Here is a 23628-nt window from a genome sequence, read left to right on the forward strand (position 1 = left end):
TGAGCTAGAAGCTCAGTGGGTCTCGGGACGGAGGACCTTGGTCCGGAGGACCGACTCGTTCAGGTTGAGCTGTCGGTCGAGCTCCTTGACGACCGCAGGCTCGGCCTGCAGGTCGATGACCGAGTAGATGCCCTCGGGCTTCTTCTTGATCTCGTAGGCCAGACGACGACGGCCCCAGGTGTCGACCTTCTCGACCTTTCCGTTGCCCTCACGGACGACAGAAAGGAAGTTCTCGATCAGCGGGGAGACAGCGCGCTCCTCGAGATCGGGGTCGAGGATGACCATCACTTCGTAGTGACGCATGTGGAACCCACCTCCTTTGGACTCAGCGGCCACGGTCGTTCCGTGGCAGGAGGGTCGTGATGCGTAAGCAACGGTATCCGCCGCCACTGACAGTCCCCCTCGCGAACGAGGGACACCGCCGGGATCCAGACGGACCAGGGCAGACACCGGTGCAGACCGTACAGCGTACCCGGACATCGCCCTCCGGTTGAAATTCACTGGTGAGGGGACGCAATCTGTACACATCGGATGTCGGCGGCGCCACGACGCGCCGCCTTCCCGCAGGCACGCCAGGAGGTGCTCCATGGCACAGGCAATGCGACCCGACCCGGGCCACTCCCTCTTCGCCACCGACGGCAAGCCCCATCCGCTCCAGGACACCCTGGTCGGAGTGACACTGGTGCTGGGCGTCCTCGCCCTCGTCACCGCGCAGTTCCACAACCTGCATCTGCTGAGCTCCTGGTCGGGCCTGATCGGCATCCTGACCGGCGCCTACGGCCAGTTCATCTCCGTGACGACCCGCGAGCGCTTCGCCCTGATCGTCGGGCTCGGCGCGGCAGCCCTGGGCTTCTTCCTCGGCATGGCCCACGGCGGTCTCTTCGGAGGCGTCGTCGGCTGACCGGCGGCACGTCAGGGCACACATGCCCATCCGGGGCGCTCCCCGGTCACAGTAGGCTTCGGCGCGAGAGCCGGAGCCCCTGACCGATGGGGACACACCTGCCGAGGAGCGCCCCGCATGAGCCTGACCCTGAGGACCATCAGCCGTGAGCAGCATCTGGCATTCATCCAGAGCCAGCCGTCGGCGAGCCACTGCCAGGTCCCGGCGTGGGCTGATGTGAAGACCGAGTGGCGCTCGGAGAACCTCGGCTGGTTCGACAGGGACGGCGAGCTCGTCGGCGCCGGCCTGGTGCTCTACCGCCAGCTGCCGAAGATCAAGCGCTACCTCGCCTATCTGCCCGAGGGCCCGGTCATCAACTGGCACGCGCCCAACCTCGACGACTGGCTGCAGCCGATGCTGGCGCACCTCAAGCAGCAGGGTGCCTTCTCGGTGAAGATGGGCCCGCCCGTCGTCATCCGCCGCTGGGACTCGGCCGCCATCAAGTCCGGCATCCAGGACCCGGACGTCAAGCGTCTCAAGGACGTCCAGGCCACCCATGTCGAACCGCGTGCCTTCGAAGTCGCGGACCGGCTGCGGAAGATGGGCTGGCAGCAGGCCGAGGACGGCGGCGCCGGCTTCGGCGACGTGCAGCCCCGCTACGTCTTCCAGGTCCCGCTCGCGAACCGCTCGCTCGACGACGTCCTCAAGGGCTTCAACCAGCTGTGGCGCCGCAACATCAAGAAGGCCGAGAAGGCCGGCGTCGAGGTCGTCCAGGGCGGCTACGAGGACCTGGCCGAGTGGCAGCGGCTGTACGAGATCACGGCCGTACGTGACCACTTCCGGCCGCGCCCGCTCTCGTACTTCCAGCGCATGTGGACCGTCCTCAACAACGAGGACCCCAACCGCATGCGGCTCTACTTCGCCCGTCACGACGGTGTGAACCTCTCCGCGGCCACGATGCTCGTCGTCGGCGGCCACGTCTGGTACTCCTACGGCGCCTCCGACAACATCGGCCGCGAGGTCCGGCCCTCGAACGCGATGCAGTGGCGCATGCTGCGCGACGCCTACGCGATGGGCGCGACCGTCTACGACCTGCGGGGCATCTCGGACTCGCTCGACGAGACCGACCACCTCTTCGGACTCATCCAGTTCAAGGTGGGCACCGGTGGCGAGGCCGTCGAGTACGTCGGCGAGTGGGACTTCCCGCTGAACAAGCTGCTGCACAAGGCGCTCGACATCTACATGTCGCGCCGCTGACGTTTCCGTAGTCTCGTACATACCTTTGATACACCGCTGCCATCAGAAAGGTTCCGGGCCGGCCATGGCGCTCTCCCTCTACGTCGACACCGCTCGCTGGCGCGCGCACCAGAAGACCGTCATCGACCAGTTCCCCGGTGTGATCCCTGTCTGCAAGGGCAACGGATACGGCTTCGGGCACGAGCGCCTCGCCGACGAGGCGGCCCGCTTCGGTGCCGACATGCTCGCCGTGGGCACCACCTACGAGGCCGCGAAGATCAAGGACTGGTTCAGCGGTGACCTGCTGGTCCTCACCCCCTTCCGCCGGGGTGAGGAACCGGTTCCGCTGCCCGACCGGGTCATCCGCTCCGTGTCGTCCGTGGACGGCGTCCACGCCCTGGTGGGGGCCCGGGTCGTCATCGAGTGCATGAGCTCGATGAAGCGCCACGGCGTCCGCGAGGAGGAGCTCCAGCAGCTCCACGCCGCCATCGAGGACGTCCGTCTCGAGGGCTTCGCGCTCCACCTCCCCCTGGACCGCCCGGACGGCACCGACGCCGTGGAGGAGGTCATCGGCTGGATGGACCGGCTGCGGGCCGCCCGGCTGCCGCTGCACACCATGTTCGTCAGCCACCTGCGCGCCGAGGAGCAGGCCCGGCTCCAGCAGCAGTTCCCCCAGACCCGCTTCCGCGCCCGGATCGGCACCCGGCTGTGGCTGGGTGACCACGAGGCCACGGAGTACCGGGGCGCGGTCCTCGACGTGACCCGGGTCGCCAAGGGCGACCGCTTCGGCTACCGCCAGCAGAAGGCCGCGTCGGACGGCTGGCTCGTCGTCGTCGCCGGCGGCACCTCGCACGGCGTGGGCCTGGAGGCCCCCAAGGCGATGCACGGCGTCATGCCGCGCGCCAAGGGCGTCGCACGGGCCGGTCTGGCCACCGTCAACCGGAACCTGTCGCCCTTCGTCTGGGCCGGGAAGCAGCGCTGGTTCGCCGAGCCGCCGCACATGCAGGTGTCGATCCTGTTCGTGCCAGCCGACGCCCAGGAGCCCCGGGTCGGCGACGAGCTCGTGGCGCATCTGCGCCACACCACGACGCAGTTCGACCGGATCGTCGAGCGCTGAGCCGGCCGGACCCGCTCACCCCCGGGAGACCTGCTCCCCGGGGGTGCCCCACTCCACGCGCGGCCCTGTCTCCATGGCCGGTGCCGCGTGCCGGGCCGGATGTGCGGCCCTGCCGGCCACGAAGACATCCTCCGCGCCGTCCAGGACACCCCCCGAGGGGTCGTCGGCGCCGTCCTGCCGGACGGGGTCCTTCTCGGGCCTCAGGATGTCGCGTACGACCATCGCGCACAGGTAGAGCGTGCCGAGCAGGTGCAGGACGGTCGCGAACTGGTAGCCGTCCACCGGCAGTCCCTGCTTGTTGCCGCTGTACGTGAACGCCAGGTACATCCAGACGCCCACGAAGTACATGACCTCGCACGCCTGCCAGATGAGGAAGTCGCGCCAGCGCGGCCGGGCGAGGGCCGCGAGCGGGACCAGCCACAGGACGTACTGAGGCGAGTAGACCTTGTTGGTCAGTACGAACGCGGCGACGATCAGGAAGGCCAGCTGGGCGAAGCGGGGCCTGCGGGGCGCCGTGAACGCCAGGTAGGCGAGGCCGGCCACCGCCGCCAGCATCAGCAGCAGCGCGTACAGGTTGGCCCGGTCCGGCGGGATCGACACGCCCGTCCGCTGACTGACGAGGAGCCAGACCGAACCGAAGTCCACGTTCCGCTGGCGGCTGAAGAGGTAGAACTGCTTCCAGCCCTCGGGGGCGAGCAGCATCACCGGCAGGTTCACCAGCAGCCACGCGCCGCCCGTGCCGAGCACGGCTGCCCCGTACTCACGCCACTTCCCGGCCCGCCAGCAGAGCAGCAGCAGCGGGCAGAGGAGCAGGACCGGGTAGAGCTTGGACGCGGCGGCCAGGCCGAGCAGGATGCCGAAGGCCAGCGGCCGCCCGCGCGACCACATCAGGACCGCGGCGGCGGTCAGCGCGACGGCCAGCAGGTCCCAGTTGACCGTGGCGGCGAGCGCGACCGAGGGCGCCAGGGCGACGAGGAGGCCGTCCCAGGGTCGCAGACGGTGCGTACGGGCCACACAGACCGCGAGGACAGCCGTGCAGACCATCAGCAGACCGGCGTTGGCCAGCCAGTACGCCCGCTCCTGCTGCATCGTGTCGCCGCCGCTCGGCGTCAGCCAGGCCGCGACCTCCATGAACAGGCCCGTCAGGACCGGATACTCCAGAAACGGTATGTCGCCGCCCAGCCGGTCGAAGTACGGCACCAGACCGTCCGCGAAGCCCCGCCCGGAGTAGAGGTGCGGGATGTCCGAGTAGCAGGCGTGGGTGTACTGGGAGGTCGTACCCCGGAACCAGGCCCAGTTGTAGCAGGGCAGCTTCTGCACCATGCCGAGCGCGAACATGCCGATGGCCACGAGGGCGATCACCCGCACCGGCGTCAGCTGTCCGGTACCGCTCAGCGCCCGACGGCCGTAGGGGCCGCCGATCAGCTCGCTGCCCGTGGCGGCCACCTTGTCCCGGTGGGTGGGGATGACCGTCTGCGAGCGGCCCTGCGACCGTCCCTGCGGCGCGCTCGTCTTCTGGAGGCTCGGCATGGGGGACATCCTGCCGTACGTCTCCGGGAAAACGGCGAGGGCCGCCGCGCCCGGCCCGTACGGAAGGTACGGAGCGGTCGCGGCGGCCCTCAGGAAGTGCCCGGGCGGGAGGGATCAGGGGATCCAGGTCCCGTCCTCGGGTTTCCCGTTGTTGCCGTTGCCGTCGTCGCTCGGTGTGCCGCTCGGCGTCGTCGGTGTGCCCGACGGGGTACCCGTGGTGGTGGGCTGCCCGGTGTTGCCGCCGGGGTCACCCGGTTCCCCCGTGTTGTCGCAGTTCCAGTTCCAGACGTCACAGGTCGTCTTGCCCGGCTTGGGCGTCCTGGTGGCGGTGGGCGGGGGAGTCGTCGTCGGCGGCGTCGTCGGGGGAGTCGTCGTCGGCGTCGGCGTCGTCATGGTCGGCGACGGCGTCGTCGCGGTCGGGGTCGGCGTCGGGCTGGTGGCGCCACCACCGAAGACCGGCTCGGCGCCCTCCAGCTTCTCCGGCTTCGGGAAGCTCTTGACCGGGTAGCTCGCCACGGCCCCGGTCATGTAGTCCTGCCAGATCCGGGACGGGAACGACGAACCGTGGATGCGCGGCTGGGCACCCGTGCCGAACATCTCCTGGAACTCGCGGTTCTTCTTCGTCTCGTCGTCGTCGAACCGGTACATGTCGATCGCCGTCGACAGCTGCGGGGTGTAGCCCACGAACCAGGCCGACTTGTTGCCGTCGGTCGTACCCGTCTTGCCGGCCACTTCGCGGCCCGGGATCCGGGCCTTCCTGCCGGTGCCCTCCTCCTCGTCCACGACGCTCCGGAGGACGTCGGTGACGTTGTTGGCGACGGCCGGGGAGAAGGCGGTCGCCGGCTTCCCCTCGTGCTGCTTGATGACGACGCCCTCCCGCTTCACGGTCTCCACCGAGTAGGGGTCGTTCTGCTTGCCCTCGTTGGCGAAGGTCGCGTAGGCGCCGGCCATGCGGATGGCGCTGGGACTGGAGACACCGAGGGAGAAGGAGGGGAACTCGCCCGGGACGAGCGAGTCGGGGCGCAGGCCCGCCTTGATGGCGGCCTCGCGGACCTTGTCGATGCCGACGTCCATACCGAGCTGCACGTACGGCGAGTTCGCCGACTTGACCATGGCCCGGCGCAGGGTCATGTCCTTGTAGCTCGCGTCGTCGTCATTGGTCTGGCGCCACTCCTTGCCCTTGTCGTCGTGCCAGATCTCGCCGTTGTACTTGCGGATCGTCAGCTTGTTCTGGCCGGAGTAGCGGCTCTTGTCCGGGTCCACGATCGTGCGGGTGGACCGGTCCTGGACCTCTCCGAGGTCCTTGTCCCGGACCCCGTCGGTCATGGCGGCGGCGAGCACGAAGGGCTTGAACGTCGATCCGACCTGGGCGCCGGTGTTGTCGGCGTTGCTGCGGAAGTGCTTGGTCGCGTCGACGCCACCGTAGAGAGCGACGATCTTCCCGGTCGCCGTGTCGACGGAGGCACCACCGAACTGCACGTTGGTGTCCTCCTTCGGGCGCTTCTTCGGGTCGATGTACTCGTCCAGGATCTTCGTGACCGACTTCTCGAGGGCATTCACCTTCTCTTTTTCGAAGGTGGTGTAGATCTCGTAGCCGCCACGCTCCAGATCCTGCTCGGTAATACCGAACTGGGCCTTGACGTTCGCCTTGGCCGTGCTGACCAGATAGCCGATCTGACCGCTCAGGTTGGCGCTCTTCTTGGGCACCTCGACCTTGGGGAACGTCGTGTACTTCGCACGCTCCTCGGCCGAGAGATGCCCGTCGTTCTTCATCTCGTCGAGAATCCACGCCCACCGCTCGGTGGCACGTTTCGTGTTCTTCTCGGGCGTGGCCTCGGAGTCGATCTCGGGGTAGCCGGCGGGGTCGTAGTACGTCGCGCCCTTGAGGACCGCGGCCAGCAGCGCCGACTGGCTGGGGTTGAGCTTCTCGGCGTCCGTGTTGAAGTAGGCACGCGCCGCCGCCTGGACGCCGTAGGCTCCCCGGCCGTAGTACGCGGTGTTCAGATAGCCGGCCATGATGTCGTACTTTTCGACCTCGCCGCCGACCTTCATGGAGATGAAGAGTTCCTTCACCTTCCGGCTGAGGGTCTGCGACTGGTCGTCAAGACGGTTGTTCTTCACGTACTGCTGGGTGATGGTCGAACCACCCTGGGTCTCGCCGCCCTTGGCCATGTTCCACACGGCCCGGCCGATACCCATGGGGTCGATTCCGGAGTCGTCCCAGAAGGTCTTGTTCTCGGCCGAGATCACCGCGTTCTGCATCGACTTCGGGATCTGCTCGAAGTTGACGATCTGGCGGTTCTGGCCACTGCCCGTCGCGACCATGCGGGTCTTGTCGGCCCAGTAGTAGATGTTGTTCTGCGACTTCGCGGTCAGGGCCTCGTTGGGAATCTCCACCTGCGTATACGCGATGGCGCCCGCGCCCATCAGGCTCGTCACGAAGAACAGGAACGTGCCCGTCACGAGCTTCCACGACGGCATCCAGCGACGCCAGCCGTACTTTCCGTAACGGGGGTAGTCGATGATCCGCTTCTTGCCGGGCGGGGGACCGCCGGAACCGCGTCCCGGACCGCTGCCGCGGCCGCCACCACCTCGTCGTCCACCACCGGACCCGCCGGGGCCCGCAGGGCCACCGGGGCCGACGTCGGCCCCCTTCCGGCGGCTGCCGCGCTGGGCGGCCCTGCGGGCCTCCGCGCGACCCCCGTAGGGACGCTGCTCCTCCCCATGGGAGGAAGCGGGACCGTACGAGGCCGAAGGGGCCCCCGTACCGACGTCATGGGCCGGGGCCGACCTGCGGCCCACCGGCTGCTGGGCAGCGCGCCGTGTCGCCGCGCGTCCGCCCGTCGGCGGCTGCTGCGGCGGCATTTTGCGACGATGCTCGCTCATCGAACGACTACTCCTCGGGCAGGCGCATACGCCTGGAAGCGGCAGTTGAGTTCCGGTCCCCCCGAAATGCGCACGGCCGGAACCCCATCGGAAGTCCCTCCGTACCGCAGCCGGTCACCCGGAGCACTGACGCCCCACGGCGATGCTCGGTTCCCGGTGTTCTGCATGCCGCACAGACTACGCACGGCCAAAACCCTCCTAGGGCCGGACTTCACCCCAAATCAGGCAAGTCGAACGCTGTGAATTGACGATGTGACGCCGGTCACGGCGGTCCCACTTGTCGGGACAGGGAGGCCGTTCTATCGTGCTGATGTATCGAGTCGATACATCAGCACGGCATAAGGGCCCCGAAGGCGGAGGAGGAGGCGACGAATGAGCAGACGCTCCGGCATCCTCGAGTTCGCCGTCCTCGGCCTGCTGCGCGAGGCCCCGATGCACGGGTACGAGCTGCGGAAGCGCCTCAACACCTCGCTGGGGGTCTTCCGGGCCTTCAGCTACGGAACGCTGTATCCCTGCCTCAAGACGCTGGTCACCAACGGCTGGTTGATCGAGGAACCGGGCAGCGCTCCCGAGGAGGCCCTCGCCGCTTCACTCGCGGGACGCCGAGCCAAGATCGTCTACCGGTTGACCTCCGCGGGCAAGGAGCACTTCGAGGAGCTGCTCTCCCACACCGGGCCGGACGCCTGGGAGGACGAGCACTTCGCCGCACGCTTCGCCTTCTTCGGGCAGACCGAGCGCGAGGTGCGGATGCGCGTCCTCGAAGGACGCCGCAGCCGGCTGGAGGAGCGCCTGGAGAAGATGCGCGCCTCCCTGGCCCGGACCCGCGAGCGTCTCGACGACTACACGCTTGAGCTCCAGCGCCACGGTATGGAGTCCGTGGAGCGCGAAGTGCGCTGGCTGAACGAGCTCATCGAGAGCGAGCGGGCAGGGCGGGATCAACGATCCGGCTCCGACGCCCCCGCTCTGCACGACAACGATTCTGGAGAAACGGGCGGCCTGCCCCGGCACGGGGGCAGTACCCGGCCGGATCCGTCCGACGACACCGCCAAGTGAAACCCTGCGCACTGCAGGGCTTCCACGATCACACAGGGAGCAACCGGAATGGGTTCGGTTCGCGTAGCCATCGTCGGCGTGGGCAACTGCGCCGCCTCGCTGGTTCAGGGCGTCGAGTACTACAAGGACGCCGACCCGGCGGCCAAGGTGCCCGGCCTGATGCACGTCCAGTTCGGCGAGTACCACGTCGGTGACGTCGAGTTCGTCGCCGCCTTCGACGTCGACGCGAAGAAGGTCGGCCTCGACCTCTCGGATGCCATCGGCGCCAGCGAGAACAACACCATCAAGATCTGTGACGTCCCGAGCAACGGCGTCACGGTCCAGCGCGGTCACACGCTCGACGGTCTGGGCAAGTACTACCGCGAGACCATCGAGGAGTCCGCCGAGGAGCCGGTCGACGTCGTCCAGATCCTCAAGGACCGCCAGGTCGACGTTCTCGTCTGCTACCTGCCGGTGGGTTCCGAGGCCGCCGCGAAGTTCTACGCCCAGTGCGCCATCGACGCCAAGGTCGCCTTCGTCAACGCTCTCCCGGTCTTCATCGCCGGCACCAAGGAGTGGGCGGACAAGTTCACCGAGGCGGGCGTCCCGATCGTCGGCGACGACATCAAGTCGCAGGTCGGCGCGACCATCACGCACCGCGTGATGGCGAAGCTGTTCGAGGACCGTGGTGTCCGTCTTGAGCGCACGATGCAGCTCAACGTCGGCGGCAACATGGACTTCAAGAACATGCTGGAGCGCGACCGCCTGGAGTCCAAGAAGATCTCCAAGACGCAGGCCGTCACCTCGCAGATCCCCGACCGCGAGCTGGGCGAGAAGAACGTCCACATCGGTCCGTCGGACTACGTGGCGTGGCTGGACGACCGCAAGTGGGCGTACGTCCGCCTCGAAGGCCGCGCCTTCGGTGACGTTCCGCTGAACCTGGAGTACAAGCTCGAGGTGTGGGACTCCCCGAACTCGGCGGGTGTCATCATCGACGCCCTGCGCGCCGCGAAGATCGCCAAGGACCGCGGCATCGGCGGCCCGATCCTCTCCGCGTCGTCGTACTTCATGAAGTCCCCGCCGGTGCAGTACTTCGACGACGAGGCCTTCGCCAACGTCGAGAAGTTCATCAAGGGTGAGGTCGAGCGCTAAGCTCCGCCCGCTCTGACGATCGAGGGTCCCCGAGGCGCAGCCCCGGGGACCCTCTTCGTATGTGAGTCTTGCTGCCATGTCCGTCGTACGTGATCTGCGCGTACTCCTGCGCCTGACGAACTTCCGCCGGCTGCTCACCGTCCGGCTGCTCTCCCAGTGCGCCGACGGCGTCTACCAGGTGGCCCTGGCCACGTACGTCGTCTTCTCCCCCGAGAAACAGACCTCCCCGACAGCGATCGCCTCCGCCATGGCGGTCCTCCTGCTCCCGTACTCGCTCGTCGGGCCCTTCGCCGGCGTCCTCCTCGACCGCTGGCAGCGACGCCAGGTGTTCCTGTACGGCAACCTCCTGCGCGCCCTGCTCGCCGGCGGGACTGCCGTGCTCGTCGTCGTCTCCGTCCCCGAGTGGCTCTTCTACGCCTCCGCGCTCTCCGTCACCGCCGTCAACCGCTTCGTCCTGGCGGGGCTCTCGGCCTCCCTCCCGCGCGTCGTCGACGCCGAGCGGCTGGTCGTGGCGAACTCGCTCTCCCCCACCGCCGGCACCCTCGCCGCGACCCTGGGCGGCGGTCTCGCGTTCGGCATCCAGCTGATCGCCTCCCGGTCCGACGCGGCCGTGGTCGCCTTCGGTGCCGCCCTCTACCTCTGCGCCGCCCTCGCCTCCCTGCGGATGTCCCGGGAGCTTCTCGGTCCCGACCCTGACCTCGTGCCGCAGCGCCTCACCTCAGCACTGGCCTCGACGGCCCGGGGCCTGGCAGCGGGGTTGCGACACCTCGCAGAACGCCGGCCCGCCGCCCGCGCTCTCGCCGCGGTGGGCCTCATGCGCTTCTGTTACGGCGCCCTGCTGGTGACCGTCCTCATGCTCTGCCGCTACGCATGGAGCTCCACGGAGTCCGAAGGGCTCGGGCTGCTCGGGCTCGCCGTCGGCGTCTCGGGCGCGGGATTCTTCGCGGCCGCCGTCCTCTCCCCCTGGGCGGTGGGGCGCCTCGGCCCCTTCGGCTGGATGACGGTGTGCGCGGCGACGGCCGCCGTACTCGAACCGGCACTCGCCCTGACCTTCGCCCCCGTCCCGTTCCTCGTCGCCGCTTTCCTCCTCGGGCTCATCACCCAGGGGTCCAAGATCGCGACGGACACGGTGGTGCAGCTGTCCGTGGACGACGCCTACCGAGGCCGGGTCTTCGCGCTGTACGACGTGCTGTTCAACGTCGCCTTCGTGGCCGCGGCGGGCGTCGCGGCGCTGATGCTGCCGCCCGACGGCCGTTCCGCTCTGTTGGTCGTGCTGGTGGCCGTGATCTACGCGGCGATCGCGCTGGCACTGCGGCGGGAACGCACCGAGGGGTGATGTTTCACGTGAAACACCCCCCCCTCGTAGGTACCTCGGGCGTCGCTGTTTCACGTGAAACACCGCGACGCCCGAGGCTGCTCAGCTCTGCGTGTCCCACCACTCCTTGAGCGCGGCGACCGCCCCGTCGTGCTCCATCGGCCCGTTCTCCAGGCGCAGCTCCAGCAGGAACTTGTACGCCTGGCCGATGGCGGGGCCGGGACCGATGCCCAGGATCTCCTGGATCTGATTGCCGTCGAGGTCGGGACGGATCGCGTCCAGCTCCTCCTGCTCCTGAAGCTGGGCGATACGGTCCTCCAGACCGTCGTAGGCACGGGAGAGCGCGGTGGCCTTGCGCTTGTTGCGGGTGGTGCAGTCCGAACGGGTCAGCTTGTGCAGACGCGAGAGCATCGGCCCGGCGTCCCGGACGTAGCGCCGGACGGCCGAGTCGGTCCACTCGCCGGTTCCGTAGCCGTGGAAGCGCAGGTGCAGCTCCACCAGCCGCGAGACATCCTTGATCATCTCGTTGGAGTACTTGAGCGCGGTCATCCGCTTCTTGGTCATCTTCGCGCCGACCACCTCGTGGTGGTGGAAGGAGACCCGGCCGTCCTTCTCGAAGCGACGGGTCCGCGGCTTCCCGATGTCATGGAGCAGGGCCGCGAGGCGCAGCACCAGGTCGGGCCCGTCCTCCTCCAGGTCGATCGCCTGGTCGAGCACGGTCAGGGAGTGCTCGTAGACGTCCTTGTGGCGGTGGTGCTCGTCGCTCTCCAGGCGCAGCGCGGGCAGCTCGGGGATCACGTGGTCGGCGAGCCCGGTGTCCACGAGCAGTCCGAGGCCCTTGCGCGGCTGGGCCGAGAGCAGCAGCTTGTTGAGCTCGTCACGTACGCGTTCGGCGGAGACGATCTCGATCCGGCCGGACATCTCCTTCATCGCCGTGACGACCTCGGGGGCGACCTCGAAGTCCAGCTGAGCGGCGAAACGCGCGGCTCGCATCATGCGCAGGGGATCGTCGGAGAACGACTCCTCCGGCGTACCAGGCGTACGCAGCACCCGGGCGGCGAGGTCCTCAAGGCCGCCGTACGGATCGATGAACTCCTTCTCCGGAAGGGCCACGGCCATGGCGTTGACGGTGAAGTCACGCCGGACGAGGTCGTCGTCGATGGAGTCGCCGTAGGAGACCTCGGGCTTGCGCGAGGTCCGGTCGTACGCCTCCGAGCGGTACGTGGTGACCTCGATCTCAAAGCGCTGAACGGTGTCTCCGACGCGAGCGTCCTTCTGACAGCCGACCGTCCCGAAGGCGATGCCGACCTCCCACACGGCGTCGGCCCACGGACGGACGATCTTCAGTACGTCCTCGGGGCGGGCGTCGGTGGTGAAGTCCAGGTCGTTGCCGAGCCGGCCGAGCAAGGCGTCCCGGACCGAGCCGCCGACCAGCGCGAGGCTGAACCCCGCCTCCTGGAAACGGCGGGCGAGGTCGTCGGCGGCAGGGGACACGCGCAGCAGTTCACTGACCGCGCGGCGTTGCACCTGGCTCAGTGCAGTCGGGGTGTCTTCGTTGGCGTTCGGCACAACAGAAAAGGGTACGTGCCCCGGCTCGCGGCGACGTCCCCGTTTTTCCCGGGCTCCGGGCGCCGTGAGGCCCCGGTCGGGGGCCCGGCCGGGTGCCCGCTCCAAGATCTGCGGGAGATCGGCTGGAGCAGTCCCCGGCACTTGCTCCCAGCGTGCCTCGTTACCATGCCTGGACACAGCAACCGGGAACCACCTACACCACCGGCACCACAGACAACGACGAGGACGGGCGAACGCGTGGCCGAGGCGGCAGACATCCAGGGAACCGGTCCCTCACCTGCCCGCCGATGGCTGCGGCGCACGATCACCGTCGCCTTCGGGGCGCCGCTCCTCGCCGGACTGCTACAGGCCCCGGCGGTGACCTCCCCGGCAGTCGCCGCCGAGGACGCCACCGGCTCGAAGACCGTCGATGTGTCCCTCGACACGCTGACTCCGAGCGCTCCCGTCGAGGGCGACACCGTCAAGGTCACCGGCACGGTCACCAACCGGAGCAGGAAGACCGTCACCGATGCGACCGTGGACCTGCACGTCGGGCCCCGGATGACGAGCCGCAGCCAGATCGATCAGGTGGCGGGACGTACCGGCTTCCGGCGCGACAGCGACCCCGACCCCCTCAAGGACGCCCCCACCGTCGCCATCCCCCGGTTGGGCGCCGGCCTGAGTGCGGACTTCTCCCTCTCCGTGCCGGTCTCCGAGCTCGGACTCGACGCGGCGGGCGTCTACCAGCTGGGCGTCTCCCTCACCGGGCAGACCTCGGACCAGCGCTACGACCGCGTGCTCGGCATCGAGCGGACCTTCGTGCCGTACCAGCCCGAGGCCACCGAGAAGAAGACCCAGCTCACCTATCTGTGGCCGCTGATCTCCTCCGCCCATGTCTCGGCGGAGACGGCCACGGACGATCAGCAGACCCCGGTCTTCGAGGACGACGCGCTGGCGACCGAGCTGAAGCCGGGGGGACGGCTCGACCAGATGGTCTCGCTGGGCAAGGACCTCCCGGTCACCTGGGTGGTCGACCCGGATCTGCTGGCCTCCGTGGACGCCATGGCGAACGGCTACCGCGTCAAGAGCGGCGCCCTGCACGTCCCCGGCCCGAACCAGACCGTCGCCGAGCGCTGGCTGAACGAGCTGGAGAAGGCGGTCCAGGGCCGCAAGGTCGTCGCCCTTCCGTTCGCGGACCCCGACCTCGCCTCCCTGGCCCACCGCGGCAAGGACGTTCCCGGCTCGCTGGGGCACCTCCAGTCGGCGACCGCCCTCGCCAGGGGAACGGTGGAGACGATCCTCCACGTCCAGCCGTCCACCGACTTCGCCTGGCCCGCCGACGGAGCCGTCGACCCCTCGATCGTGGCTGTGGCGACCTCGGCCGGTGCCGACAAGGTGATCGCCCGCAGCGACAGTGTCCGCGACGACCTCTCGTACACGCCCACGGCCGCCCGCCCTCTCGGCAACGGCAGCACGACGGCCGTGGTGAGCGACGCGCTCCTGTCGACCGCCTTCGAGGGGGACATGGTCCGGGCGGAGAACTCCACGCTCGCGGTCCAGGAGTTCCTCGCCCAGTCCCTCGCCATCACCCTGGAGCAGCCGGGGGCCCAGCGCAGCATCGTGGTCGCCCCCCAGCGGATGCCGACCGTCGCCCAGACGCAGACCATGGCGACCGCCCTGCAGGGGCTCTCCGGCCGGCGCTGGAGCGAGCCGATCGACCTCATGGCGGCCGCCGCCGCCAAGCCGGACCCGGGCGCCTCCACCACGGTGCCTGGCAGCTCCCGGTACCCGAAGAAGCTGCGCGACCGGGAGCTGCCGGTCCAGGCCTTCCGGGACATGAAGACCACCCGCGACGAGCTGGACGACTTCAAGGTCATCCTTGCTCTCCCGTACCGCGTGGTGACCCCCTTCGGCAATGCGATCAACCGCGAGATGTCGACCTCCTGGCGCGGTCAGGCGCGATCGGCCGCGATCTACCGGGGCAACGTCCTGGACTATCTGCAGACGCTCACCAAGGGCGTGCAGCTGGTGGACAAGTCGGACCTCACGTTGTCAGGCCGCAGCGCGACGATCCCCGTGACCGTCCAGAACCAGCTGCTGCAGGACGTACATCTGGTGCTGCGACTCACCTCCGCCAACAAGAACCGGCTGAGGGTGGACGGCGGCGACGGGCCGGCCGAACTGCCCGTGAAGATCAACGGCGGTCACAGCCAGTCGGTGAAGTTCCCCGTCTCGGCGAGCGTCAACGGCCAGGTGGCGATGACGGCCCAGCTCTACACCGACGACGGCACCCCGTACGGAAAGCCGATGACCTTCAACGTGAAGGTCTCCGAGATCACCGCCACGGTGATGCTCGTGATCGCCGGCGGAGTCCTCCTCCTCGTTCTGGCCGGCGTGCGGATGTACAGCCAGCGCAAGCGGCTCGCCGCGCGGAACGCCGAGACCGAGGAGACGGAGCCGGAGACCGATCCTGAGGCGGACCCTGAGGCGGATCCGGAGGCGGCGGAGAAAGCCGCCGAGGAGGCCGCAGGGCAGGCGGAGAAGGGCACGGAAGCGGCAGCACCGCCGACGGAGGCCGACGGGGACGAACCCGAGCAGCCGAGTGACCCGACACCGGACACCGGGCCCGAAAGCGCCGACCCGTCGGGCACGGGTGAGAAAGTGGACCGTTGAGCGATGTCGTGGCCGGTCGGCCGGGGACGATGAGGTGGGGTAACCATGAACGCGCCGTACGACGGTGACCGCGGCCAGGGCCCGGGCGGCCCCGCGCCGTCCGGTGAGACGCCCGCGGCCCCTCCCGGTTCCGGCTACCCGCCGGTGCCACCCCCGCAGCAGGCCGCCCCCGGTCCGCAGGGACACGACCCCTACGCACAGGGCGCCCACCCGCAGAACCCGTACGCCCAGGACCCCTACGTCCAGGACCCCTACGTCCAGGACGCGTACACCCACGACCCGTACCGGGCCCAGGACCTCTCCGCGCAGGACCCGGTGACCGAGGCGCTCTACGACCGCGCCGCCCACCCGCCGCCCCCGCCCGGCACCTACCAGGAGCCGCAGCCGCTCTACCAGCAGCCGGCCGCGCCCCCGCACGCTCCCGACCCCCGGGTGTGGGCGCAGACCCCGGCGCCGGAGCCCGAAGGTCCCTCACGCCACCTGCCGTACGGCGACGACGCGCGTACGGTCCAGTTCACCGGTGTCGACGACCTGGTCACCCGGGCCGGCGAGGAGGATCCCGAGCCGGACGCCTTCGCGCACCTCTACCGGGACCAGCAGACGCCCGGCCAGGTGCCCCCGCCCGCCCCGGAGCCGGACCCCATGCCCGCCCCCGCCCCCAAGAAGTCCGGCCGCGCCTCCGGGCTGCTGAAGTCGAGCGCGGTGATGGCGGCGGGCACCCTGGTCTCCCGGCTCACCGGTTTCGTCCGCAGCCTGGTGATCACCGGCGCGCTCGGCGCGGCCCTGCTCGGTGACACCTTCACCATCGCCTACACCCTCCCGACGATGATCTACATCCTCACCGTCGGCGGTGGCCTCAACTCGGTCTTCGTCCCGCAGCTCGTCCGCTCGATGAAGAACGACGAGGACGGCGGCGAGGCCTACGCCAACCGGCTGCTCACCCTGGTCATGGTGGCGCTCGGCGCCATCGTGGTCCTGGCCGTCTTCGCCGCTCCGCTGCTCATCCGGCTGATGTCGAACACCATCGCCGACGACGCCGCGGCCAACAGCGTGGCCGTGACCTTCGCCCGCTACTGCCTGCCCACGATCTTCTTCATGGGTGTGCACGTGGTGATGGGTCAGATCCTCAACGCCCGCGGCAAGTTCGGCGCGATGATGTGGACCCCGGTCCTCAACAACATCGTCATGATCGTCACCTTCGGCCTGTTCATCTGGGTCTACGGCACCTCCGCCGAGTCCCACATGGGTGTGCAGACCATCCCGGACGACGGCATCCGCCTGCTCGGCATCGGCACCCTGCTCGGACTCGTCGTCCAGGCGCTGGCGATGATCCCGTACCTCCGTGAGACGGGATTCCGCTTCCGGCCCCGCTTCGACTGGAAGGGCCACGGGCTCGGCAAGACGGTCAAGCTCGCGAAGTGGACCGTTCTCTTCGTCCTCGCGAACCAGGCGGGCGTCCTGGTCGTCACCCAGCTGGCCACGGCCGCAGGTGCGGAGTCCGGGAAGAACGGCGCCGGCTTCCTCGCGTACTCGAACGCACAGCTGATCTGGGGCATGCCGCAGGCCATCATCACGGTCTCCGTGATGGCCGCGCTGCTGCCGCGGATCTCGCGCGCCGCCCACGACGACGACCCCGGCGCCGTCCGGGACGACATCTCGCAGGGCCTGCGCAACTCGGCCGTCGCGATCGTCCCGGTCTCCTTCGCCTTCCTGGCGCTCGGCGTCCCGATGTGCACCCTGCTGTACGCCTCCAGCGGCATCGAGGCCGCCCAGGGCATGGGCTTCATCCTGATGGCCTTCGGCCTCGGCCTGATCCCCTACTCCGTCCAGTACGTCGTGCTCCGCGGCTTCTACGCCTACGAGGACACCCGGACGCCCTTCTACAACACGGTCATCGTCGCCGCCGTCAACGCGGCCGCCTCCGCGCTCTGTTACGTCGTGCTGCCCGCCCGGTGGGCCGTCGTCGGCATGGCCGCCTCCTACGGACTCGCCTATGCCGTCGGTGTCGGCATCGCGTGGCGTCGCCTCCGCAAGCGGCTGGGCGGCGACCTGGACGGCACCCAGGTGATGCGGACCTACGCGCGCCTCTGCATGGCCTCCGTGCCCGCAGCGATCGTCTCAGGCGCCGTCGGTTTCGGCCTGCTGAAGCTCCTCGGCGAGGGCGCGTTGGGCTCGCTCGTCGCCCTGCTCGTCGGCGGAGCAGTGCTCCTCGGTGTCTTCTTCATCGCCGCCAAGCGGATGCGGATCGCGGAGCTGAACACCCTGGTCGGCATGGTGCGCGGACGCCTGGGACGCTGAACCCACGGACCCCGCACAACCATCGGGGGGAACCGCGTGTCGTGCAGAGCGTCCGACTGTGGGCACAATTGGCTTGGCTGTTGGATGTGGCGCAACGGATGGGGAGGCAGGAACGACGGTGGCGGAACGTAGCACGGCTGCCGTCGACGTGGCCGACAACAGCGGTGACGACCCGCTGACCGCCAAGGCGGACACGGCCGCGACCGACGGGGTGGCGGAAGAGCAGAAGGCGGCGGAGCAGACCGCCGAGCCCACCGAGAAGAAGGCGGTCGAACGACAGAACGGCGAACAGCCCTCCCTCACGGCTCCCGAACTGCACAGCGGCCACAAGTTGGCCAGGCGCTACCGGCTCGAGGAGTGCGTCACCCGTCTGGACGGCTTCAGCAGCTGGCGTGCCGTCGACGAGAAACTGCGGCGTGCCGTCGGGGTCCACCTGCTGCCCGCCGAGCACCCCCGGGCCCGCTCGGTCCTGGCCGCGGCCCGCTCCTCGGCCCTCCTCGGCGACCCTCGCTTCGTCCAGGTCCTCGACGCCGTCGAGGAGAACGACCTCGTGTACGTCGTGCACGAGTGGCTGCCCGACTCCACCGAGCTGACCGCGCTGCTCGCGCTGGGCCCGCTGGAGCCCCACGACGCCTACCAGCTCGTCACCCAGGTCTCCCAGGCCATGGCCGCCGCCCACCGCGAAGGCCTCGCGCACCTCCGGCTCACGCCGAGCGCCGTCCTCCGCAGCTCCACCGGCCAGTACCGGATCCGCGGCCTCGCCGTGAACGCCGCCCTGCGCGGCATCACCGCCGAGCGTCCCCAGCGCACCGACACCGAGGCGATCGGCGCACTCCTGTACGCCGCCCTCACCCAGCGCTGGCCGTACGACAGCGACGCGTACGGGCTCTCCGGCCTCCCCAAGGGCGTCGGGCTGCTCCCGCCCGACCAGGTCCGCGCCGGCGTCCACCGGGGCCTCTCCGAGATCGCCATGCGCGCCCTGGTCAACGACGGGGCCACCGCCTCGCGCCAGGAACCGCCCTGCACCACACCGGACGAGCTGGCCAAGGCCGTCGCGGCGATGCCCCGTGTGAAGCCGCCGGAGCCGGAGTTCGCCGCCCCGCCCGAGTACCAGCGCACGACGTACCAGCAGGGCACGTACGGCCGCCCCCAGCAGCGCCCGGTGGCGGCCCAGCCGGTGGTCGTCCCGCCGCCCCCGCTCCAGAGCCGCACCGGCACGGCACTGAAGTGGGCCGTCTCCGCCCTTCTCATCGCCGCCCTCGGCCTGGGCAGCTGGCAGATCGCGGACCGTCTCCTCGCCCCCGAGGCCACCACCAAGACGCCGGTGACCACGCCGACGGCCGACGAGAAGCCCCCACCGCCCAAGCCGCTCGCCATCGAGTCCGCTCACGACTTCGACCCGCTGGGCAACGGTGCGGAGAACGGCCAGGCCATAGAGAACGCCTACGACGGCGACCCCAGCACCTTCTGGCACACCGTGAGCTACGCCACCGCCGAGTTCGGCAACCTGAAGACCGGCGTGGGGGTCGTGCTCGACCTGGGCAAGGCCCAGAAGGTCAGCACGGTGGAGCTGTCGTTCCAGGGTCACACCTCGGTGCAACTGCGTACCGCGCCCTCCGACGCCATCTCGGCGCCTGACACACCCGGCGCGTTCACGACCCAGGCATCCGGAGACGGCACCGACGTCACGCTCAAGCCCACCAAGCCCGTCACGACCCGCTACCTTCTGGTCTGGCTGACGAAGTTGCCCGTCAACGACGGCGATTTCCGCGGCAGGCTGACCGAGATCAAGGTCATGGGCTGACCACCGCCCGGGAGGGAGCTCACCGTTGGACGATCCGATAGACGAGGCCAAAGGCGACCAGGAGCTCTTGGCACTCCACGTCGCCGGGAATCCGGACGCCTTCGGTGAGCTCGTACGCCGGCACCGCGACCGGCTGTGGGCGGTCGCCCTGCGGACCCTGGGAGACCGCGAGGAGGCCGCCGACGCCGTCCAGGACGCCCTGATCTCGGCCTTCCGGGCCGCCCATACCTTCCGGGGCCAGTCGGCCGTCACGACCTGGCTGCACCGCATCACGGTGAACGCCTGCCTCGACCGCGCACGCAAGGCGGCCTCCCGCAGAACCTCGCCCGTCGACGACTCCGACCGGTTCGAGCAGCTCCTCGAACCCCATGAGTCGGCCGAGGCGCCCGTGGAACGGCAGGACGTCCATCGCGAAGTCCTCGCCGCGCTCGCCGCGATCCCCGCCGACCAGCGTGCCGCCCTCGTCCTGGTCGACATGCAGGGATACCCGGTGGCGGAGGCGGCCCGTATCCTCGGCGTTCCCACCGGCACCGTGAAGAGCCGCTGCGCGCGCGGGCGGGCACGTCTGCTTCCGATGGTCACTCATCTGCGCGCCGACACCGTGGGTAACGAGGCCCCCGGTGGGGGAAGGAACCGGACGCCGGGGACATCCGTCCCACAGGTGCCGGGGCCGACGGATACCGGACCGATTGATCCAGCTGCTGTGAAGGGCGGAGGTGGGCGCGCGTGAATTCCACGACCGGCAAGGCCGACACGACACAGCACCCGGACGTCTCGGAGATCTCCGACCTGACCGAGGGGCTGCTCTCACCCAGCCGCTCGGCCGCCGTACGCCGCCATCTGGACGACTGTCCGCTCTGCGCCGACGTACGGGCCTCCCTGGAGGAGATCCGCGGTCTCCTGGGCACTCTGCCCGGCCCGCCCCGCATGCCCGCCGAGATCGCCGGCCGCATCGATGCCGCCCTCGCCGCCGAAGCTCTCCTCGATGCCACCACCCCAGAGAGCGACGCGCCTGTTTCACGTGAAACATCGCGTACCCCGTCCGAGACCGTTGCCTCTCCCTCTCGGCTTCCCGCCACGGGCCGCCCTGCCGGACGCCCCGGCGCCGCCACCGGCCCCGGCCGGACCAGGAAGCCCCGCCGCCGGATCGCACTGCTCGCCACGCTCGGCGCCGCTTTCGGTGCCGCCGTCCTGGGAACGAGCCTCTTCCTCAGCCAGACGGCCAACCTCAACGCCGGAAGGACCGCTGAGGACACCACGAAGGCCGACGTCGCCGCGGGAGAGAGTCTGAGCCCCTTCTCCGGGGCTCCGGTCGAGGACCGTGTGCATGCGCTCCTGGCCGAGGAGAGCGTCGCCAAGACGCCCCGGGGAATCGGACCCGAGTCGATGTCCGCCGAGACGGGCACCACAGCCCCCGAGCGGAACAGGGACAGTGCCGTCCCCGCCTGTGTCCTGGCCGGCACCGGCCGCACCGACGCGGTGCTCGGCCACGAACGAGGCGAGTACCAGGGGACGCCTGCCTATCTGGTCGTCCTTCCGGACCCTGCGGACAGCACCCGGATCCAGGCCTTCGTGTTGGACGCCTCCTGCGCGGACCGGACCACGGGGAGCGGAAGCCCGGCCGCCGATCTCCTGTTCAGCCGCACCTACCCCCGGTCCTGACCTCTCTCCCCCGTCTGGCCCCGGTGCCGCGCGGCAAACTCGGGAATGTACGCCCCTTAGGATCCGTTGGGTGGGGTGAGAGTGACCGAGACGACCGCCCCCGTAGGCAGTGGCAGTCTGCAGAGACGAGGAAGAAACCCGTGAGCGACGTCCGTAACGTGATCATTATCGGCTCCGGGCCCGCGGGTTACACCGCTGCGCTCTACACCGCCCGAGCGTCGCTGAACCCCCTGGTCTTCGAGGGTGCCGTCACCGCCGGTGGCGCACTGATGAACACGACCGAGGTGGAGAACTTCCCCGGCTTCCGTGACGGCATCATGGGCCCGGACCTGATGGACAACATGAGGGCCCAGGCCGAGCGTTTCGGCGCCGAGCTGGTGCCCGACGATGTCATCGCCGTGGACCTGACGGGCGAGATCAAGACCGTCACCGACACCGCCGGCACCGTGCACCGCGCCAAGGCCGTCATCGTCACCACCGGCTCCCAGCACCGCAAGCTCGGCCTCCCGAACGAGGACACGCTCTCCGGCCGCGGTGTCTCCTGGTGCGCCACCTGCGACGGGTTCTTCTTCAAGGACCAGGACATCGCCGTCGTCGGCGGCGGCGACACCGCGATCGAGGAGGCCACCTTCCTCTCACGCTTCGCGAAGACCGTCACGATCGTCCACCGCCGCGACACCCTCCGTGCCTCGAAGGCCATGCAGGAGCGCGCCTTCGCCGACCCGAAGATCTCGTTCGCCTGGGACAGCGAGGTCACCGAGATCCACGGTGAGCAGAAGCTCAGCGGTCTGACCCTGCGTGACACGAAGACCGGTGAGACCCGCCGGCTTCCCGTCACCGGCCTCTTCATCGCCGTCGGCCACGACCCGCGGACCGAGCTGTTCAAGGGCCAGCTGGACCTCGACGAGGAGGGCTACCTCAAGGTGGCCGCCCCGTCGACGCGCACGAACCTCACCGGTGTCTTCGGCGCCGGCGATGTCGTCGACCACACCTACCGCCAGGCCATCACGGCCGCCGGCACCGGCTGCTCCGCCGCACTGGACGCCGAGCGTTTCCTGGCCGCCCTCGCCGACAGCGAGAAGCTGGCCGAGACCCCCGCGGTCTGACCCCGTCTCTCCTCACCCACACCCCGCGAGATCAAGGAGGCCGCTGTGGCCCTGAAGACTGTGACCGACGCTTCCTTCGAAGACGACGTCCTCAAGAGCGACAAGCCCGTCCTGGTGGACTTCTGGGCGGCGTGGTGCGGTCCCTGCCGCCAGATCGCCCCGTCGCTGGAGGCCATCGCCGCCGAGCACGGCGAGATCGAGGTCGTGAAGCTCAACATCGACGAGAACCCGGCCACGGCCGCCAAGTACGGCGTCATGTCCATCCCGACGCTGAACGTGTACCAGGGCGGCGAGGTCGTCAAGACGATCGTCGGTGCCAAGCCGAAGGCCGCCATCCTGCGCGACCTCGAGGGCTTCGTCGAGCCGTCCAAGGCCTGATGCTCCCTCGCTGTTTCACGTGAAACAGCGCTGTCGTTTCACGTGAAACGCAAACGGCCCGCCCCTCCCGGGGGCGGGCCGTTCTCATGTCCTGACGCTAGAGCGGCCGGAGGACCGGCTCCTTCTGCACGGCGCCGAGAAGCCGGTCCAGGGCCATCTCGACGTCCTCCTTCCAGGAGAGCGTCGTCCGGAGCTCCAACCTCAGCCTGGGGAAGGCAGGATGCGGCCGTACGGTCTTGAAGCCCACAGCCAGCAGGTGATCGGCCGGCAGTACACAGGCGGGCTCCTTCCACCGGGCGTCACCGAACGCCTCGATGGCCTTGAACCCTCTCCGCAGCAGATCCTTGGCCACGGTCTGCACCATCACCCGGCCCAGCCCCTGCCCCTGGTATCCGGGCATGATCCAGGCCGTCATCAGCTGCGCGGCATCGGCGGCCACGGGACTCGTCGGAAAGGCCGTCGAGCGCGGCACATAGGCCGGGGGAGCGTAGAGGACGTAGCCGACCGGCACCTCGTCGACATAGACCACCCGACCGCAGGATCCCCACTCCAGCAGAACGCCGGAGATCCAGGCTTCCTTTTCCAGCTCCGGCCGCCCGGCCTTCACCGCCGCCTCTCCGCTGACCGGGTCCAGCTCCCAGAAGACGCAGGAGCGGCACCGCTTGGGCAGGTCCGGAAGGTTGTCCAGCGTGAGCGGTACGAGCCGACGCCCCACAGCCGCTCCTCACTTCCCTCGCCATCGCGTACGGATACGCCTCTTGGAATCGTATCGATCAGGCGATCGGGGGGACACCGCTCACGAGCAAAGGGCGGGGGGGGGGGGGGGGGGGGGGGGGGGCGGCCGGGGCGCGCGGGGGGGGGGGGGGGGGGGGGGGGGGGCGGGGGGGGGGGGGGGGGGGGGGGGGGGGGCCGGGGGACGGCCGGGGCGCGGTGGCTGGGCCGGGTGGCCGCGCCCCCGGGCGACTAGGACGGGGGGTCGCCCCCCCGGCCGCGCCCCGAAGCAACCGTCTG

Annotated in this window: 18 protein-coding genes; 13 read left to right on the forward strand and 5 right to left on the reverse strand. The window is 69.6% G+C overall.

Annotation, left to right across the window (positions count from 1 at the left end; all coding sequences use genetic code 11):
* Positions 1-12: 12 nt before the first annotated feature.
* Positions 13-303, reverse strand: coding sequence for a 30S ribosomal protein S6 (gene rpsF, locus ACIRB7_RS29265; RefSeq protein WP_015034882.1), 291 nt, complete (start codon positions 301-303; stop codon positions 13-15).
* 283 nt (positions 304-586) lie between these two features.
* On the opposite strand from rpsF, the gene ACIRB7_RS29270 reads away from it, so the two are divergent.
* The 3 genes from ACIRB7_RS29270 to ACIRB7_RS29280 all read left to right on the forward strand — a co-directional run bounded on the left by ACIRB7_RS29270 (position 587) and on the right by ACIRB7_RS29280 (position 3233).
* Entirely contained in the window at positions 587-901 is a 315-nt protein-coding gene (locus ACIRB7_RS29270) for a hypothetical protein (protein ID WP_403604317.1), read from the forward strand.
* A 117-nt stretch (positions 902-1018) separates the two neighbouring features.
* Entirely contained in the window at positions 1019-2137 is a 1119-nt protein-coding gene (locus tag ACIRB7_RS29275; RefSeq protein WP_403604320.1) for a lipid II:glycine glycyltransferase FemX, read from the forward strand.
* 64 nt (positions 2138-2201) lie between these two features.
* Positions 2202-3233, forward strand: a complete 1032-nt coding sequence (locus ACIRB7_RS29280; RefSeq protein ID WP_403604323.1) for an alanine racemase — start codon at positions 2202-2204, stop codon at positions 3231-3233.
* Between the two features lie 15 nt (positions 3234-3248).
* Here the strand turns inward: ACIRB7_RS29280 and ACIRB7_RS29285 are convergent, their stop codons facing one another.
* Positions 3249-4763 carry a glycosyltransferase family 87 protein gene (locus ACIRB7_RS29285; protein WP_403604326.1) on the reverse strand — a complete coding sequence of 505 codons (1515 nt, stop codon included), beginning with the start codon at positions 4761-4763 and terminating at the stop codon, positions 3249-3251.
* A gap of 114 nt (positions 4764-4877) precedes the next feature.
* A complete protein-coding gene (locus ACIRB7_RS29290; RefSeq protein WP_403604329.1) occupies positions 4878-7649 on the reverse strand; it encodes a transglycosylase domain-containing protein in 2772 nt (923 codons plus the stop codon).
* A gap of 372 nt (positions 7650-8021) precedes the next feature.
* Here ACIRB7_RS29290 and ACIRB7_RS29295 point away from each other — a divergent pair, with 372 nt between their 5' ends.
* The 3 genes from ACIRB7_RS29295 to ACIRB7_RS29305 all read left to right on the forward strand — a co-directional run bounded on the left by ACIRB7_RS29295 (position 8022) and on the right by ACIRB7_RS29305 (position 11169).
* Positions 8022-8702, forward strand: a complete 681-nt coding sequence (locus tag ACIRB7_RS29295; protein ID WP_351210990.1) for a helix-turn-helix transcriptional regulator — start codon at positions 8022-8024, stop codon at positions 8700-8702.
* Positions 8703-8750: 48 nt separating this feature from the next.
* A complete protein-coding gene (locus ACIRB7_RS29300; RefSeq protein WP_403604332.1) occupies positions 8751-9833 on the forward strand; it encodes an inositol-3-phosphate synthase in 1083 nt (360 codons plus the stop codon).
* A 76-nt stretch (positions 9834-9909) separates the two neighbouring features.
* Positions 9910-11169: an MFS transporter gene (locus ACIRB7_RS29305; protein ID WP_403604335.1), complete on the forward strand. Its 1260-nt coding sequence runs from the start codon at positions 9910-9912 to the stop codon at positions 11167-11169.
* An 81-nt stretch (positions 11170-11250) separates the two neighbouring features.
* On the opposite strand, the gene ACIRB7_RS29310 is transcribed toward ACIRB7_RS29305, so the two are convergent.
* Positions 11251-12717, reverse strand: a complete 1467-nt coding sequence (locus ACIRB7_RS29310; protein ID WP_403604338.1) for a CCA tRNA nucleotidyltransferase — start codon at positions 12715-12717, stop codon at positions 11251-11253.
* 237 nt (positions 12718-12954) lie between these two features.
* Between ACIRB7_RS29310 and ACIRB7_RS29315 the strand changes: the two genes are divergently transcribed.
* The 7 genes from ACIRB7_RS29315 to trxA all read left to right on the forward strand — a co-directional run bounded on the left by ACIRB7_RS29315 (position 12955) and on the right by trxA (position 22617).
* On the forward strand, positions 12955-15369 hold the full coding sequence (locus ACIRB7_RS29315) for a DUF6049 family protein (RefSeq protein ID WP_403604342.1): 2415 nt from the start codon (positions 12955-12957) through the stop codon (positions 15367-15369).
* A 45-nt stretch (positions 15370-15414) separates the two neighbouring features.
* On the forward strand, positions 15415-17667 hold the full coding sequence (gene murJ / locus ACIRB7_RS29320; RefSeq protein ID WP_403604345.1) for a murein biosynthesis integral membrane protein MurJ: 2253 nt from the start codon (positions 15415-15417) through the stop codon (positions 17665-17667).
* A 118-nt stretch (positions 17668-17785) separates the two neighbouring features.
* Positions 17786-19471, forward strand: coding sequence for a protein kinase family protein (locus ACIRB7_RS29325; protein WP_403604348.1), 1686 nt, complete (start codon positions 17786-17788; stop codon positions 19469-19471).
* A gap of 25 nt (positions 19472-19496) precedes the next feature.
* Complete coding sequence (gene sigM / locus ACIRB7_RS29330; RefSeq protein WP_403604352.1) at positions 19497-20201, forward strand: RNA polymerase sigma factor SigM; 705 nt, start codon at positions 19497-19499, stop codon at positions 20199-20201.
* Complete coding sequence (locus ACIRB7_RS29335; RefSeq protein ID WP_403604355.1) at positions 20198-21133, forward strand: anti-sigma factor family protein; 936 nt, start codon at positions 20198-20200, stop codon at positions 21131-21133. The genes sigM and ACIRB7_RS29335 overlap by 4 nt, the downstream gene beginning before the upstream one ends.
* Before the next feature lie 140 nt (positions 21134-21273).
* A complete protein-coding gene (trxB, locus tag ACIRB7_RS29340) occupies positions 21274-22239 on the forward strand; it encodes a thioredoxin-disulfide reductase (protein WP_403604358.1) in 966 nt (321 codons plus the stop codon).
* A gap of 45 nt (positions 22240-22284) precedes the next feature.
* Positions 22285-22617, forward strand: a complete 333-nt coding sequence (gene trxA / locus ACIRB7_RS29345; protein ID WP_403604361.1) for a thioredoxin — start codon at positions 22285-22287, stop codon at positions 22615-22617.
* A gap of 97 nt (positions 22618-22714) precedes the next feature.
* Here the strand turns inward: trxA and ACIRB7_RS29350 are convergent, their stop codons facing one another.
* Complete coding sequence (locus ACIRB7_RS29350) at positions 22715-23332, reverse strand: GNAT family N-acetyltransferase (protein WP_403604364.1); 618 nt, start codon at positions 23330-23332, stop codon at positions 22715-22717.
* Between the last annotated feature and the right edge of the window lie 296 nt (positions 23333-23628).

This window comes from Streptomyces sp. NPDC093795, from assembly GCF_044764665.1.
GTDB lineage: Bacteria > Actinomycetota > Actinomycetes > Streptomycetales > Streptomycetaceae > Streptomyces.